The organism is Psychrobacter sp. (assembly GCF_041554015.1).
In the GTDB taxonomy this organism is placed as follows: domain Bacteria; phylum Pseudomonadota; class Gammaproteobacteria; order Pseudomonadales; family Moraxellaceae; genus Psychrobacter.
In genome coordinates this window covers 1-16,487 of sequence record NZ_JBFFMS010000013.1, presented here as the reverse complement: position 1 = coordinate 16,487, position 16,487 = coordinate 1, and the positions used below count along the sequence as shown (strand labels likewise).

The 16,487-nt window shown below is 43.8% G+C and carries 10 protein-coding genes; 4 read left to right on the top strand and 6 right to left on the bottom strand.

Annotated elements, in window-relative coordinates:
* Positions 1-67 precede the first annotated feature (67 nt).
* The gene (locus ABYU67_RS05405) at positions 68-4,918 is read right to left on the bottom strand and encodes an NAD-glutamate dehydrogenase (protein WP_372843987.1); all 4,851 of its coding nucleotides are present in this window, start codon (positions 4,916-4,918) and stop codon (positions 68-70) included.
* Positions 4,919-5,321: 403 nt separating this feature from the next.
* Between ABYU67_RS05405 and purD the strand changes: the two genes are divergently transcribed.
* Entirely contained in the window at positions 5,322-6,647 is a 1,326-nt protein-coding gene (gene purD, locus ABYU67_RS05400; protein WP_372844016.1) for a phosphoribosylamine--glycine ligase, read from the top strand.
* Between the two features lie 293 nt (positions 6,648-6,940).
* On the top strand, positions 6,941-8,335 hold the full coding sequence (locus tag ABYU67_RS05395; protein WP_372843986.1) for an ABC1 kinase family protein: 1,395 nt from the start codon (positions 6,941-6,943) through the stop codon (positions 8,333-8,335).
* Between the two features lie 152 nt (positions 8,336-8,487).
* Here ABYU67_RS05395 and ABYU67_RS05390 read toward each other — a convergent pair whose 3' ends face one another.
* Positions 8,488-9,153 (bottom strand): DUF938 domain-containing protein, encoded by a 666-nt coding sequence (locus ABYU67_RS05390; protein WP_372843985.1) that lies wholly within the window; start codon positions 9,151-9,153, stop codon positions 8,488-8,490.
* Between the two features lie 210 nt (positions 9,154-9,363).
* Between ABYU67_RS05390 and ABYU67_RS05385 the strand changes: the two genes are divergently transcribed.
* Positions 9,364-9,561 carry a DNA gyrase inhibitor YacG gene (locus ABYU67_RS05385; RefSeq protein WP_372843984.1) on the top strand — a complete coding sequence of 66 codons (198 nt, stop codon included), beginning with the start codon at positions 9,364-9,366 and terminating at the stop codon, positions 9,559-9,561.
* A 73-nt stretch (positions 9,562-9,634) separates the two neighbouring features.
* Entirely contained in the window at positions 9,635-10,816 is a 1,182-nt protein-coding gene (locus tag ABYU67_RS05380; protein WP_372843983.1) for an aspartate aminotransferase family protein, read from the top strand.
* Positions 10,817-10,932: 116 nt separating this feature from the next.
* Here ABYU67_RS05380 and ABYU67_RS05375 read toward each other — a convergent pair whose 3' ends face one another.
* The 4 genes from ABYU67_RS05375 to ABYU67_RS05360 all read right to left on the bottom strand — a co-directional run.
* Positions 10,933-11,832, bottom strand: a complete 900-nt coding sequence (locus ABYU67_RS05375) for a LysR family transcriptional regulator (protein WP_372843982.1) — start codon at positions 11,830-11,832, stop codon at positions 10,933-10,935.
* 224 nt (positions 11,833-12,056) lie between these two features.
* Positions 12,057-14,066 (bottom strand): DNA polymerase III subunit gamma/tau, encoded by a 2,010-nt coding sequence (gene dnaX, locus ABYU67_RS05370; protein ID WP_372843981.1) that lies wholly within the window; start codon positions 14,064-14,066, stop codon positions 12,057-12,059.
* A 159-nt stretch (positions 14,067-14,225) separates the two neighbouring features.
* Positions 14,226-15,524, bottom strand: coding sequence for a hypothetical protein (locus tag ABYU67_RS05365; RefSeq protein WP_372843980.1), 1,299 nt, complete (start codon positions 15,522-15,524; stop codon positions 14,226-14,228).
* A gap of 123 nt (positions 15,525-15,647) precedes the next feature.
* A partial coding sequence (locus ABYU67_RS05360) for an amino acid--tRNA ligase-related protein (RefSeq protein ID WP_372843979.1) occupies positions 15,648-16,487 on the bottom strand: 840 nt, incomplete at its 5' end.

The window sequence follows — 16,487 nt, the reverse complement described above, 5'->3', positions numbered from 1 at the left end:
ACAAGAAAAAACCACCGTTAATTGATAACGGTGGTTTTTTCTACTAAAAATAATTATTTAGTGCCTTTTATTTAGTCACTAAACCACTCAACTCACTCATCAATACCGACAACGTCGATAAGCTAATCGCATTGTCGTCATTACTATCGATTTTTTGCATCTCTGCCATAACAGTATCAAGCTGGCTGGCGTGACGTGATTTCCAGTCGTTAAAGGCTTGCTTGGCATCAGACTGAGCCAATAACGTATCCATCAGCATACGTAAGTTGCGCGATACTTCATTGGCCAGCGCATGGCGGGCACGGCGATCCCAGTGATCTTGCTGTGGCAGCGTAACGATATTATCCATCATCCAGTCAAGCTGTAAAACGTGATAGGCTTCAAAATATAAGGTTGCAATCTCATCAACCGGACGCTCATACTGCTCTGCTAAGAGTGCCGCATCAAGCGCATCGACGTGATAAGGCAGCATGGCGAACATTGACGCATCATTGACAGAGAGACCATCAGCCATCAGACTTGAGGTGTCCTCTTGCAAGTATTGGGAGAATTGCTGCTCAATAAAGCCGCCTGATTTGGTCAGCTTCTCGACACTGTCCTCAAAACGACTGATCATATCGGCCACTTGCAAATCTTGTCCAAAGGCATTGATAAACCAAACCACCCCGTTTTCGAGTGCATCGCGCAGACGCAGTTCAAGCTCAAGCAGCAACGTGGCATCGACTTGATTGTCGAGTGCTTCTAGTAGCACCCATGCTTTTGAGACATGGAACACATCACGTGCAATGGCATAGCCGCGCACGATAGTGGCAAGCGTTTGTCCGGTTTCTTCATGCAGACGGAATAATGCTTCGATACCCAGTCGGTTAACCACACTATTGGTCAGATAGGTACTGATGATTTCACGGTGCAAGCGATGCTCAGTCATCTCATCAAAGAAGCGCGATGATAGCTCATCAGGGAAATATTTACGCAATTCATTCACAAAATACGGCGCATCCGGTAAATCTGAGAGCAATAAGTTGTCATAAACCCACATTTTTCCGTAAGCCAACACAACCGCCAGCTCAGGATTGGTCAAACCGGTACCCGCTTTTTGACGTTTGGCAATTTCTTCATCTGATGGCAGATACTCAATCGCCCGGTCCAGACGCCCTTCTGCTTCTAACATCTGAATAAATCGCTGATGATCGCTTAAGTTTGCAGCTGCACGGATTTGGCTCAGCTCAATGGCTTGCGGTTGTAGATAGTTTTGACGCAGTACCAACTCACTAATGGTGTCAGTCATGCTCTCAAGAAGCTCATTACGCTGCTTGAGCGTCATATCACCTTGCTCAACCACTTTGCCAAGTAAGATTTTGATATTGACTTCATGGTCTGAGCAGTTGACGCCGCCTGAGTTATCGATCGCATCGGTATAAATGCGTCCACCAGTTTGGGCATATTCGATACGACCTCGCTGCGTGAATCCTAAGTTACCACCCTCACCAACGATGGCCGCCCGTAATTCGCCACCGTTGACACGCACGGCATCATTGGCGCGATCACCTACGTCAGCATGACTTTCTTCACTGCTTTTCACGTAAGTACCGATACCACCATTCCAAATAAGATCAACCGGAGACTTTAACAGTGCACTGATAAAATCGTTGGGCGTGAGGCTATCTTCACTGATATCAAACAGCGCTTTCATCTCAGGACTGATAGCAACGGTCTTATCTTGGCGTGAGAAGATACCACCGCCTTGGCTAATAAGAGACTGGTTATAATCCTCCCATGACGAGCGAGGCAGGTTAAATAAGCGCTCGCGCTCTGCAAAAGACGCTGCTGTATCTGGATTTGGGTCAATAAAAATATGCAGATGGTTAAAGGCAGCAACCAATTTGGTATGGGTTGATCTGAGCATACCGTTACCAAAGACATCGCCGCTCATATCACCAATGCCCACGACGGTAAAGTCATCGCGATTTTGGATGTCCATGCCACGCATACGGAAGTGGCGCTTGACCGACTCCCAGCCACCGCGTGCGGTGATACCCATTGCTTTATGGTCATAACCAACCGAGCCACCAGAAGCAAAGGCATCGTCTAACCAAAAGTTATATTCAGCAGACAAGGCGTTAGCAATATCAGAAAAAGTTGCTGTGCCTTTGTCGGCCGCGACCACCAAATACGGGTCATCTTCATCATGACGTACGGTATTGGCTGGCGGGACAATCGCACCATCGACGATATTGTCGGTCACATCGAGCATACCGCGAAGGAATGTCTGGTAGCAGGCAATGCCCTCAGCTTGGAATACATCACGACCATCCGCCATGGTTTTGGTCTTAACAATAAAACCGCCTTTTGAGCCAACTGGTACGATAACGGCGTTTTTGACCATCTGTGCTTTGACCAGACCAAGGACTTCGGTACGAAAATCCTCCATACGATCAGACCAACGCAGACCACCGCGAGCGACTTTGCCACCGCGTAAATGCACGGCTTCAACGCGTGGCGAATAAACAAAGATCTCAAACATTGGCTTGGGTTTTGGCAAGTTTGGAATATCTGCGGCCAAAAACTTAAAGGACACACGATCTTTACGCGAGCCGTCCGCCTCTCTTTGAAAAAAGTTGGTACGGACCATGGCGTTAATCAAATCTAAATACCAGCGGAAGATACGATCTTCATCCAAACTACTGACACCTGCTAATGCGGTGGTAATCTGCTCTTGGATTTGGCGGGTTTTGCTGGCACGCTCCTCTTCACTGTATTTAGGATTCATTCGTGCATCAAACAAACTGCCTAACGCGACACTGATGTCGCTATTTTTGACCATGGTTTGTTGAATATAGACGTTTGAGAATGGGGCTTTTGCTTGCATCATATAGCGTGATAAGGCGCGCAGCACCACCACATCATAAGTATCTAACTTGGTGGTCAATACCAACTCGTTAAGCGCATCACTCTCTACATGACCTGCCCAAATTTGCTTTAAGCTGTCCTCAAACTGTGCGCGCACCACTTGCATATCAATGGTATCGACGTGTTCTAAGACCAGCTCATACTCTTGCATCCAAATAGGCTGCTCAGGCAAATCAAACTCATAGGTCTGCGCTGAGATAACAGAGACACCAAAATTCTCTAGTACAGGTAAGACTTTGGATAAAATAACGGCTTTTTGACGACCGTAGAGTTTTAAATGTAGCTGATTGCTTGCATCCCCTGTCGATTGGTATAAGTGCCAAATCATCGGCTGCTCATCGCTAAGCCCAGCCAAACGCTTGGTATCTTCAACCGCGGTACGCGCATCGAATCGCTCTTGGTAAGCAGCAGGGATATAAGTTAAAAATCTGCGTGTCAAGGCATTGGCGTGCTGCTCACCGACATTGTCCAGTAGCATTTTTTGATAGTTATCATTCCACGACTGCATCAAAGAGGACAGCTTGACTTGCAGCGCGGCAGTATCCACCTCATGCACTTGACCGGGTACTGTACGGACGTGCACATGCACGCGGGCATGTTCAGATTCATTAAACTCTGTCGTAAAGCCTGACGATGTACCGCCATAGGCTTCTTTTAGGACATTTTGAACCTTGATGCGAAGTTCGGTATTGAATTTATCACGCGGAATATAGACCAAGCAGGAGACAAAACGCTGGTAATGATCGATACGGCAAAATAAGCGCAGGCTTTTTTTATCCTGTAGCTGACTGATTCCGAGCACTGTTGGGTAAAGATCTTCAACGCTGGCTTGAAACAAATCATCACGCGGTAAGGTATTAATGATATGCATCATTTTATGATAGGCATGACCATCGCGTGGTAGTTTTGCCATCGCCATGATTTTATTAGATTTTTCACGCAGGAGTGGGATTTGTTGTACGCTTAATTGATAGGCCTGTGCGGTAAAGAGACCGATAAAGCGATGCTCACCGATGAGCTTGCCATTATCATCAAACTTGTGAATACCTAAAAAATCCATATACACTGGGCGGTGTACTGGTGATACGCGGCTTGATTTTGACAGTACCAATACTTGCGGCGCTGTTAGCAGTCTTTTTAGATTGCTTGGCAGCTCATCAAAGCTTTTTGAAAGTTGATCCTCGCTACCGCCGCGCAATAAGCCAAGGCCACTATTACCAATAGAAAATAGATCCAGATCACTACGTTCAGCTTGACTGCTGTCATTGCCGACCTCGATACTGTGGCCATCTTCAAAGCGATATTCTCGATATCCCAAAAAGATAAAGTGATCATCCAAGACCCAGTCTAGAAATGCTTGAATCTCTTGTTGAGAGTAAAATACTTCCGGTAATGTTTTTGTTGCAAGCTCCGCCTTTATATCGGTTAGCTTGGCGCGTATTTGCTGCCAGTCATCAACGACGACATCCAGCGTGTCTATTTTTGCCAATAATAACTGTTTTAATGCCGCCAATTCATCATTGTCTTGATAAGAGATTTCACAATGAATCAGAGACATGTGTGAGGTGCCACTTTCTTGAGCACTTTCAACTTTGGTGATCGCTCCATTTTCATCGCGCTCAACATTGACGATGATATGATAAGTACGATGCACATCGATGCCTTGCTCTTCAAGGCTCATCAATAGTGTGTCAACCAAAAATGGTCGGTCATAGGCAACGATTTGGATAACGGTATGTGAGCTGTGAAAATGCTGCTCTTCAGCAATGGGGTTTAAGATAGCGAGCTGCGGATGGCTGCGATCATAGGCTTTTAATAGCGTAAAATGATGCAGCGCCATCCCAGCCAAATCAGCATTACTGATGTCCTTGGCAGTTTCTTGATGTAGTGGCTGATAATAGCTATGAATAAAGTGGTCAAATAGTGATTTGTCCGCTTGTACATAACTGGTGGCAATATCGCTTATCTGGCTGATCCGCTCTTTTGCGATATTTAGAGAGTTTGGCATATCCTTTGTCCTTGCGATTTTTTATAAGCTTGTTATTTATGTGTTATATCTTATGTGTATAGTGATTGGCTCAATTTACGCTTATTGATTATTATCAATCATGGTTTGTCTGACTCCTGCGGTACGAATTATTGTATCAAAGCTATGCTCTTAGGTGGCAGTGTAACGCACCTAAGCGCATAGCTAAAGCGTACAAAATCATTTCATGAATCAGCAGTATTTCGATAACCTTTGCTAATGGAACATTCATTAGCTTAATAGGGTTCAATATTGATGAACAGGCGCATAGCTATGACAATTGAGGTGTTTTTTTGTTAGAATAGCACGGGATATTGAACAGTATTTTGCTGGCTCGCTATTAACTCACTTATTATGAATTTTAATGCTAAGGGCAAGAGGTATGATGAATATTTTGGTGATTGGTTCAGGTGGTCGTGAACATGCGCTAGCATGGCAGTGCGCAAAAGATAATAAGGTAAAAAATATCTATGTCGCGCCCGGTAATGCGGGCACTGCTCTTGAACCTAAATGCCAAAACGTCATTTTGGAAGAGTCAGCTGGTGCAGGCGAGCACAGTGCCGTTATCGCGTTTTGTCAAAATAACGCTATTGATATGGTCATCGTTGGTCCAGAAGCACCCTTGGTCACCGGCATTGTCGATGCTTGCCGTACTGCGGGCATCAAAGCATGGGGGCCGACAGCGTACTGTGCGCAGTTAGAAGGCTCAAAAACTTTTGCCAAAGAGTTCATGGAGCAAAACAACATCCCAACGGCCGCTTATCAAGGCTTTACCGATGCAGTAGCAGCAAAGGCTTATATCGATGAGCAAGGCGCACCTATTGTCATTAAAGCCGATGGTCTTGCTGCCGGTAAAGGTGTCATCGTCGCTGAGACGATCGAGCAAGCACATGACGCCATTGATGATATGCTGGCGGATAATAAGTTTGGCGCTGCAGGCAGCCGCGTGGTCATTGAGCAGTTTTTGCAAGGCGAAGAAGCCAGCTTTATTTGTATGGTCGATGGCGAAAATATCCTACCGATGGCAACCAGCCAAGACCATAAACGTGCCTTTGAAGGAGATACAGGTCCAAACACAGGTGGCATGGGTGCTTACTCCCCTGCACCAGTTGTCACTCAAGAGGTTCATGATAAAGTCATGGCACAAGTGATTCAGCCTGTTGTAGATGCGATGAAAGCTGCCGGTCATCCTTATACCGGATTTTTATATGCTGGGCTAATGATCGATGATGCAGGCGACCCGTATGTGATTGAGTTTAACTGCCGTTTTGGCGATCCGGAGACGCAGCCAATTTTGATGCGTTTGCAATCTTCTATGGTTGATTTGGTCGAGCAAGGGCTTGCAGGTAACTTACCATCTGAAGCCAACTGGGATAAGCGCCCTGCCCTTGGTATTGTTGTTGCCTCAAAAGGCTATCCTGAAACCTCATCGAAAAATGATGTGATTGCCGGCTTGCCAGAGCTCGATAGTAACAACCAACAATCTGTAAAAGTTTTTCATGCTGGTACTGCTTTTTCTAATGAAGATGCGCTTAGTAATGAGAAAGAAATCGTAACCAATGGCGGGCGCGTACTATGTGTGACCGCATTAGCAGATAGCATCTTGGATGCACAGCAAGCAGCATTGACGGTCACTGCCGCCATCAGTTTTGATGGTGCTCATTATCGCCGTGACATTGGTCATCATGCTATTGCCCGCGAAACTATTTAAAAATAGCGATTTATAGCTGACTTGACTGTATTTTTTTAACTACTATTGTTTAAATACTGGTAGTAAATTTTAGAGACACGACCTCGCCTAATGCTGGGTCGTTTTTTTATGATGGTTACCTCTTACGATCTTCAGATGGTTATCCAACTTACAATGTAAAGAATACCGCTTAGCTAAGCTGCATAACCTGCCTTCTTTATATGATACAATTCTGTACACTCATAACACATCTCCCTTGTATTGTAGGTACATCACCCACAAATCAATACCAACTCGATGAAATGACGATATCTATGGCAAACAATACCTCTAGGTCTTCTAATAAAAAGCAGTCTATCGATAACTTAAAAACTTCGGGGTTTGATCGCCGTATGTCGATTGCCAAAACCTCATTAAACATCGGTCGTCGTTGGGCAGGTAATAGCGTGTCTGGTATGTTTCTTAATAAAGAAGCGCGTACAGCACGTAACCAGATTTTTATGGAAGAGCAGGCGCATTATTTGGCAGAGGAGCTTGGTAAATTAAAAGGCTCTGTGGTAAAGATCGGCCAAATGCTGGCGATTTATGGTGAGCATATTTTGCCACCTGAGATTACCCGAGCCCTGCAAACGCTTAATGACGATACCGCGACACTTGCATGGCCAAAAATTGAGCAGAATTTGCATGACTTATTGGGTGATAAGCTGCATGAACTTCAGGTTGACCCCGTCCCTATTGGAACAGCATCCCTTGCCCAAGTTCACCGTGCAACCGTCATCGCCACAGGTGAGCAAGTGGTATTAAAGATTCAATATCCAGGTGTGGCTGATGCCATTAACTCGGATTTGGCTTTATTTAAGAGCTTGTTGAAAGTGAGTAATATCGTTCCACAAACGCGCTCACTTGATGCGTGGTTTGAAGAGATACGTGATTTACTCCATCATGAAGTTGACTATGAAGCCGAAGCTACCACAACCGAGCGGTTTTATAACCGTTTGATTAACGATACACGTTACGTTGTCCCCAAAATCAATCGCCATTATTCGACCAAGCGCCTGCTGTGTATGTCTTACGAACCTGGTATCAGTGTCGTCTCTGATGCATTGCAACTGTTACCGCTTGAGCGCCGAAATACCATTGGACAGGCAGCTATCGAAATCATGATACAAGAGATTTTCGTTTGGGGTGAGATGCAAACGGATCCAAACTTTGGCAATTACCTTGTACGTGTTGCACGTGATGATCATGAAATTGATAAATTGGTTTTGTTAGATTTTGGCGCGATTCGCCAGTTTGATAATAACTTATTGACGATTGCTCATAATTTATTACGTGCCGGTTATTATCATGACCATAAATCTATGATGAGTGCGATGACGGGTTACGATTTTTTCGACATTATGAGTGACAAAGTGCGCTCAGATATGGCCTCATTGTTCTTGTTAGCGACCGAACCTTTTAGTGACCCTCTAATAAATACTGATATGCCTGTGAATTGTCTAGATGAGCAGCAACGTTATATTTGGGCCAATAGTAAGCTGCATACTCGCCTCTCAAATGCTGCAACAAAGGCTATGCAGTCTTTTGAGTTCAATCTACCGCCTAAAGAGTTTATGTTTATCAGCCGTAAATTTATCGGCGCTTACACTTTCTTGACTGTGCTTGATGCTCGTACTGATTCTAATCATCTCGTAAAGCCATTTTTATAAAGCGCTTTTTATGTATGTTCTTAGCAATTTTTGAACCGCCTTTTTGGGGCGGTTTTTTATAATTTAGATTTTAATCGCTTAGGCTATTTTGTATATTTAATCTTTATCCTTAGGGTTTGATATAAAGCATGTTTTTTACTTAGGCTATTAATTTAAATACTCATACTAGCTATCGTCCATGTATCAAATCTGGTCTGATATCCTTCTGGTTTCTGTACTCTCAACTCCCAACAGGTTTCTTGGCGTGCTAAGTACTTAACTTCAAAATGCGTACGCTGACTACTGCTTGCAACCTGACTACGGATAGTAGGTAGGCACCATACTTCACGCGCTTGTTGCTCAGCATTGTCCATATAGGCTTCAATATTGGTCGCGAGTATAATCTCCCCGCCTACCTGTAAGCGTGATAGTAGAAACTCAAAAAATGGCATATTGAACCACTGCTGATTGGGGTTATGCTGCTCAGGGTTCGGGTACAAGATATAGATGGTTTCGATACTGTTTGGCGCGATGGCATGGACAATCCACGCGATAGCATCAGCATGAATCGGGGTCAAATTGGCTGAATTCTGTTGTCCTGCCAATTTTTCAAATGCCTCAAACTTGTTGCGCGTACGCTCAATTGCGACCAGATGCTTATCAGGATTTTGCATGGCAAAACTTAAGGCATGCTTGCCCTTCCCTGCGCCAATCTCCAAAACGAGCGCTGATTTAGATTTGGTAACTGCGTCTGGCATTACAAAATCACGTGGTGCTGAGAGTCGTTGAGGTTGGAATGCTCGCATTTTTTGATGTGAAAGCTCAAGGTTGTCAGTCATTTACTGTCCTTAAAGTATTTGTCATTTGTCATTATTCGGCTGCATGCTATTATATAGTCAATGTAACCCAATAGTAATATCACGATATCGATTACTCATCGACAAATGACTTTCTCAATCACATTTATAGAGCAACGATTTGAAAATCAATCGTTGTTTAGTTTTTGTTGGTCATTTGTCGATAAAACCAAGGATTTCTTTACTGTTATCATGACTGAATCTACTACTAGCGCCAGCCCTTCACCCAAAACCTATCCTTGTCCAGAGTGCGGTAAACAAACCTCCTGGCAAGATAATAAATATAAGCCGTTTTGTAGTCATCACTGCAAGCTGATTGATCTTGGCGCATGGGCAAATGAAGACTACACATTGCCTGCTGAGTCGACGCCGTTTTCTGATGAGCTATAAGTATTAAACGCTCTACTTTCTTAACCTCATAACTCTTTACCCTCATAACTTTATTATTTCAAGGATGCTATACATGTCTGCTACTTACCTGATGCCCACTTATCTTCGTCAACCTATCAGTTTTACCCGCGGCTCAGGAAGCTGGCTCTATACTCAAGATGAGACGCCTTATCTAGATGCATTGACCGGTATCGCAGTATGCGGTTTAGGGCATTGTCATCCACAAGTAACCGACGCTATTCAACAGCAGGCAGCAACGCTGGTTCATACCAGCAATTTATTTGGTATTGACTGGCAAGAGCGTGCTGGTGAAGCTCTATGTGATGCAGCGCAAATGGACAGTGTCTTTTTTGCCAATAGTGGCGCTGAAGCAAATGAAGCAGCGCTAAAATTGGCGCGCCTATACGCCCATCAGCAAGGCTTTAATCGTCCAAAGGTTATTGTGATGGAGCAATCTTTCCATGGTCGTACTTTACTGTCATTATCAGCGACTGCAAACCCTAAAGCCCGTGAAGGCTTTTATACCTTAGATGAGGATTTTATCCGTGTACCATTTGGCGATATTGCCGCCATTGAACAAGCCGCTCATGATTATGAGGATATATGCGCAGTATTTGTAGAGCCTATTCAAGGTGAAGGTGGTCTTAATACCGCTGCCAATGGTTTTACTTATCTTGAGCAGATACAAGCTGTCTGCGATACCCATAACTGGCTGTTTATGCTTGATGAGGTGCAAACTGGTAATGGAAGAACTGGTAAGTACTTTGCTTATCAGCATAGCAGCGCACGCCCTGATGTATTGACAACCGCCAAAGGCCTAGGTAATGGCTTTCCAGTGGGTGCCTGTATGGTACGTGGTCGCGCTAATGGCTTGTTTGGTGCTGGTAGTCATGGCTCAACCTATGGCGGTACACCATTAGCCAGTCGTGTGGTACATAGCGTGTATGATGTACTATTCAACAGTGATATCATGCAAAACGCTGTCAGCGAAGGACAGTTTATTCGCGACAGCATGGTTGATGCATTTGGACAATATGGTGTCAGCAGTCGCGGCGCTGGGATGATGATTGGTATTGCACTCCCTAACGAGATGGACTGTAGCAAGCTTGTAGATGACGCTCGTGATGAGCAAAAGCTGATTATCAATGTCACAGGCGGTCACGTGATTCGTCTGCTACCGCCGCTTAATATGAGCCGCGACGAAAGCTCACAAGTGGTCGAGCGCTTGGTTAACTTATTAAAACCTTTGTTTTAAACAACTGATACAGTCAAAGTCTAACGCGAAAAAAGCCTATAGATACATTATCTATAGGCTTTTTGCTTTTGAACATTTCAAAAGTACTTTAAAGCAAATATCGTTAAGCGCTCAACTTAATTGGCGTGAAAGTATTTTTTTAATACCTCTAAGCAGCGCGTGATTTTTGCAGGCTGTTGCTCACGGTTTAAAGTGACGGCATATAGCACAAAACTTGGCATTTGGTAGCCTGTAAGCACTTCGACCAAATTGCCAGATTCTAGCTCTTTTTTGACATCCATTTCCATCATTCTAAGGATACCATGACCTTCTTTAGCAATAGTCATTGCCATAAAAACGTTATTGGTATGGATACGCGATGTCATTTTAATACGTGTTTTCTTACCAGTTTCAGTCTGAGTAAGCTCGACATGATTGGCATCTTTCATGATATCAATGCAGATAAGCTGATGATCTGCCAAATCTTTCGGGGTTTCGATTTTTTTATGCTGACGTAAATATTGCGGTGAAGCCACTAACATTTGGCGCACATCAGATAAAGGATGATTGCTCAGCGTTGAGTCGTTGATATTAGGGCTCATACGTACCGCAATATCAATGCGCTCATCAATCATATCGATATAATTATTATCTGCGAAATACGTGATACTAAGATCGTCATGCGCTGACATCCAAGTAGATAAAGCAGGCAAAATATGATGCACGCCCAGCTCAGGCGTCGTTGCAATACGCAAACTACCTGCAAGCTCATCACGCAATTGATTGACTTTAATTCGACCTTGTTCAGCAGCACTTACCACATCCTTTGCTGCTTCATAAAAACTGGCTCCCGCTTCTGTTAAGCTGAGCTTACGGGTTGAACGATGCAATAATATGACACCAAGCTCATTCTCTAAAGAGCGTATCTGCTGACTGACTGCACTGGTGGTAATACCCAGTTCACGAGCTGCACCGCTAAAAGAGCCGTGTCCGACCACACTAGCAAACACAGCCATACCACGTAAATTATCTAACATATTCTCATCCAAGCTACTTTTTAGTTATTAATATAACTTAACCATTATAACCAATTATTAAAATTCTTACAGTTTTTTAATACAATCCTGATGGACAAATAATATGACTTCTTATGTCATAAAACCAAAAATATCAAGATGATAAAGCATTTCATCTTGATATTTCAATAAGCTGATGAGCAGTCTGGTTTTAGTAAAACACTGTTATTAGAGTTTATGCATGATTAATACAACTGAATCTTGCCCATTTTTCCCTCACCGCGCTCAATTAAATACTGCATCACTGGCGTATTGAGCAGTCTTGACTCTGCTACTGTTTTAGCCTCAACAAGACGTTTTTGTTGCCGACGCTCTGGGGTTTTATCATCGGCTTGCATGATACTGCTATCAATTTGTAACGTAATAGTGGCATCAGGGAACTCTGCCTGTATCTTTGACGCTAGCTGCTCAAAGGTTGCCTGCAAATGCTTGCTATTGACCGCTGTAACAAAGACGGATTCGGCATTACAGCTTCCTGTCATCATGCCTTGACGGGCAAGCGCCAACTCATCTTGAGCCAAACTAGCGGCTTCGCGAGCACATTGTAACCAGTAATCCCATTTTTCAGGCGTCCACTCCCCTATCAATTCTTGCGGCGGACAACGTAAAAGCGTACGAGGGTCGTCAGAGTGACTAAACAATTGAGAATCATTTACCTTAGGCTCAACAACAGGTTCAGGCTCAACAACAGGTTCAGGCTCAACAACAGGTTCAGGCTCAACAACAGGTTCAGGCTCAACAACAGGTTCAGGCTCAATAACAGGTTCGGGCTCAATAACAGGTTCGGGCTGATGATTGGACAACTCTAGCGTGCTATAACTACTAGAGTTGTCATACGGGCTAAAATGATCAGCCTCGTCATATGAATGATATTGCTCATATTGATGACTACTATTGCCAGCTCCAACATCCTCTTTATTATTACCGGTGACATTGCCACTGACATCAGTATGGTTATCAGCGATAGTGTCAGATTGCGTTTGTGATTCTAATGACGGTGATACTGGCTCAGTGATTAGTGCTGTGCTAGAGACAAGGCTAGTCGGTTTTTCTATAGCTGTTGCCATATTATCAGGTACATGCGCTAATATCTCATCGACTGGTAAAGGACGAAAAGCTAAGAGACGTAAAATACACATCTCAAGCGCTTGCATCGGCGTACTGGCAAGCTTAACGCCTTCACGTGCTTGTACCACGATTTCATAATAAAGCTGTAATACCTCAGGGCTTATATGCTGAGCAAGCTGATTGATATGCTGTGCTTGCGCTTCATTGACATTAAGAGCGACTTCGGGCAACAGCTGACACAATGCCAACTGGTGCAATAGCTCAGCGAGCCCATCAAACATGCTACTGGCATCAACCATTTGCGCACGCATCTGCTCAATATGAGCAGCAACAGCAGGCTTATCATGATGATAGATATCTGTGATTAAGCTCACTAGGTCAGCTGCATCAATCAAGCCGAGCATTGAATTGACGGTCACATCATCAAGCATCCCTTGACCAAAAGCAATCGCTTGGTCGGTCAATGAGAGGGCATCACGTACCGAACCTTTTGCGGCACTAGCCAGTTGCCAAAGCGCTGGCTGCGTATAGTCTACTTGTTCTTGGGTTAACACATTAGCCAAATGCTCACTCAGTAAGCTTTGGGGCAAAGGACGCAATACAAACTGTAGACAGCGCGAGATAATCGTAATTGGCAGCTTTTGCGGATCCGTCGTGGCTAATAGGAACTTGACATGCTCAGGCGGCTCTTCTAAGGTTTTAAGAAGCGCATTAAAACTGTGTGTCGACAGCATATGCACTTCATCAATCAGGTACACCTTATAACGACCTTGGCTTGGCGCATAGGGGACGTTATCAAGTAGCTCGCGCGTGTCTTCAACTTTGGTACGAGAAGCGGCATCAATCTCAATCAGATCAATAAAGCGCCCTTGGTCAATCGCCACGCAATTATCACACACGCCACACGGGGTACTGGTGATGCCTGTATCACAATTTAAACACTTAGATAAAATACGGGCGATGGTCGTCTTACCGACGCCGCGCGTACCGGTAAACAGATAAGCATGATGCAGACGATTGTAATCAATCGCATTGATCAACGCCTGTGAGACATGCGTCTGCCCAATCAACTCATGAAAGTTTTTGGGTCGGTATTTTCGGGCTAAAACCTGATATTGCTGCGTCATAATGAATGCCAAGGTAAGTCGTAAAAATATAAGTAAAGCATCAAATTAGCAATTTATCTTAAAGTCAATGATCCAAGCTAGATGTCAAAATAACTGTCGAGCCAAGCTATCCAAATATAGCATCAAAACCAGCTATCAAACTTAAGTCCGAAAGCTAGGCTATGATTGAGCTCTCAATTGCGCCAATTGTTGGTATAAACGCTGTGTATTTGCATCGATAAGCGACCCATTGAGATGAAAAGCATCGAGATGGACTTCGGTATTTACGCTATCTTCACAAGGTCTGACCTCTACCCCAATTAAAAACAGATCCTGCATAACTGGCTGCTGCATCTGGGCGTTGAGTTCGAATAACAAATCTTGATGACCCGCACGAACCTTTTCAGCGCTCAATGAGCTGTCGTCATCTTGGGCATAAAACACCATCAAATAGTGGCGACCAAACACATTATAAGAGTGCTCATGGCGCACATAACCTGTCCAGCGCGACTCTTGATCGATGGTTCTATGCGCTAATATTTTTTCTATTAGACACGCATAAGTGTACATGGATTCATCAACCAAAATATCAACTTGCTCTTTTGGCAATGGATTACCCGCTTCATAACAACTTTTGATTAAATTATTAAAAAGCTTGTACCACATCCGAGTGTTCTTCTGAATCTCTACCATCAGCGCAGCTGCAAACTCAGTTTGGTTAGGATCTGCCGCTTTTTGTAATCGCGGTTCAATCTGTGCTATCAATTGATTGCTGACCAATTGCGCCTGCACATCAATTGCTCTTTGATGAAAATCTGATGATTGTAAGAACTGCGCAAGCAAGGTCGATTCATCTGCAAATGCTTCAAATCCTGTCAATTTACTGCGATGAAAGGCTAGATAAGCGCTCAAATCACTGGGCGTAACCAACTGATTTAATATCTCAGAAAAATTTTGATAGCTAAATACTTGCAGTACACTCTGCTCGTCATCTAAGTCCAACACACAGTCTTCAGCGAAGAACTGACTGCCATACTCATAACCAACTGCATAAGATGGCGTTGCTAAATAATCGTTTTGTAGATCAGTATGATCGCTAACTTGTTGCTGTATTGGTTGTTGTATTGAAAGCGAGGTTAATCCAATAAAATATACAGGTTTATTAGATGTTGCCTGATTTTTATGGGCAATGATTTTATCGTTTTTGAGGTAAAGCTGAGCATGCTGCTTAATCAGCTGATTGACAACCTCTTTTCTCCAAGTACGCACCTGAGTACTATTAATATCTTGCTTGCTTGCCTGCATCACGACATCATTGACGATAAGATAAATCATCGCATTGGAAAACTCAAAGACAAAATCATAACCCTGAAAATATTCAGGGCTAGAGATTTTATGTGCTGCTAAGGTATACAAAGACAAAAAACTCTGTTGTATCATCTGTTGCCAAATCGAGGGTGGTACTTGCTGATTGTCCATAATGTTAAACGCATCCCTATCCATGATAGTACTGAAAATCATATGAGGCTTTTTCAACAAATCAAAAAAGCCATCTTATGTTCAGTTTAGTATCAGTATGGACTTATGGCAAGCAAACTATCTTTAACCCTCAAACTTACGGCGCATGTGCGGAAATAAAATCACATCACGGATACTGGCAGAGTCTGTCAATAGCATGACTAAGCGATCAATACCGATACCTTCGCCAGCGGTCGGCGGCAAGCCATAAGATAAAGCTTCGATATATTCTGCATCGAAGTGCATGGCTTCATCATCGCCAGCATCTTTTTCAGCTACTTGACCGAGGAAGCGCTCTGCCTGATCGGCAGGATCATTAAGCTCACTAAAGCCATTCGCCAATTCACGACCACCGACAAACAGCTCAAAACGGTCAGTAATCTCAGGATTGTCATCATTGCGGCGTGCAAGTGGCGAGGTTTCAGCAGGGTATTCAGTAATAAAGGTTGGCTGACGTAGCTGGTGCTCAGCGGTTTCTTCAAAGATAATAGTTTGTAATTTACCCACCCCAAAGACGTCTTTTACCTGCTGTTTTAGCGTTTTAGATACGTACTCGGCGAGATACTCACGATCATTGATACGTGACATATCGAAGTTTTCTGCATATTTGGCAATCGCATCAGACATAGACAGACGCTCAAAAGGCGCTTTTAAGCTAATGGCTTCTTCTTGATAAGTAATCTCAGTGGTACCTAAGATATCGATCGCCAATTCGTTAAATAGGCGCTCAGTCAAATCCATCAAATCATGATAATCAGCATAGGCTTGATAAAACTCAATCATAGTAAATTCAGGATTATGACGGGTTGAAACCCCTTCATTACGGAAGCTGCGATTGATCTCAAAGACCTTTTCAAAACCACCAACCACCAAGCGTTTTAGGTAAAGCTCAGGCGCGATACGCAGATACAACGGCATATCAAG

What these genes read in the sequence shown, in the direction of transcription:
- ABYU67_RS05405 (WP_372843987.1), bottom strand. Translation starts at nt 4,918, where the DNA reads ATGCCAAACTCTCTAAATATCGCAAAAGAGCGGATCAGCCAGATAAGC.
- purD (WP_372844016.1), top strand. Translation starts at nt 5,322, where the DNA reads ATGAATATTTTGGTGATTGGTTCAGGTGGTCGTGAACATGCGCTAGCA.
- ABYU67_RS05395 (WP_372843986.1), top strand. Translation starts at nt 6,941, where the DNA reads ATGGCAAACAATACCTCTAGGTCTTCTAATAAAAAGCAGTCTATCGAT.
- ABYU67_RS05390 (WP_372843985.1), bottom strand. Translation starts at nt 9,153, where the DNA reads ATGACTGACAACCTTGAGCTTTCACATCAAAAAATGCGAGCATTCCAA.
- ABYU67_RS05385 (WP_372843984.1), top strand. Translation starts at nt 9,364, where the DNA reads ATGACTGAATCTACTACTAGCGCCAGCCCTTCACCCAAAACCTATCCT.
- ABYU67_RS05380 (WP_372843983.1), top strand. Translation starts at nt 9,635, where the DNA reads ATGTCTGCTACTTACCTGATGCCCACTTATCTTCGTCAACCTATCAGT.
- ABYU67_RS05375 (WP_372843982.1), bottom strand. Translation starts at nt 11,832, where the DNA reads ATGTTAGATAATTTACGTGGTATGGCTGTGTTTGCTAGTGTGGTCGGA.
- dnaX (WP_372843981.1), bottom strand. Translation starts at nt 14,066, where the DNA reads ATGACGCAGCAATATCAGGTTTTAGCCCGAAAATACCGACCCAAAAAC.
- ABYU67_RS05365 (WP_372843980.1), bottom strand. Translation starts at nt 15,524, where the DNA reads ATGGACAATCAGCAAGTACCACCCTCGATTTGGCAACAGATGATACAA.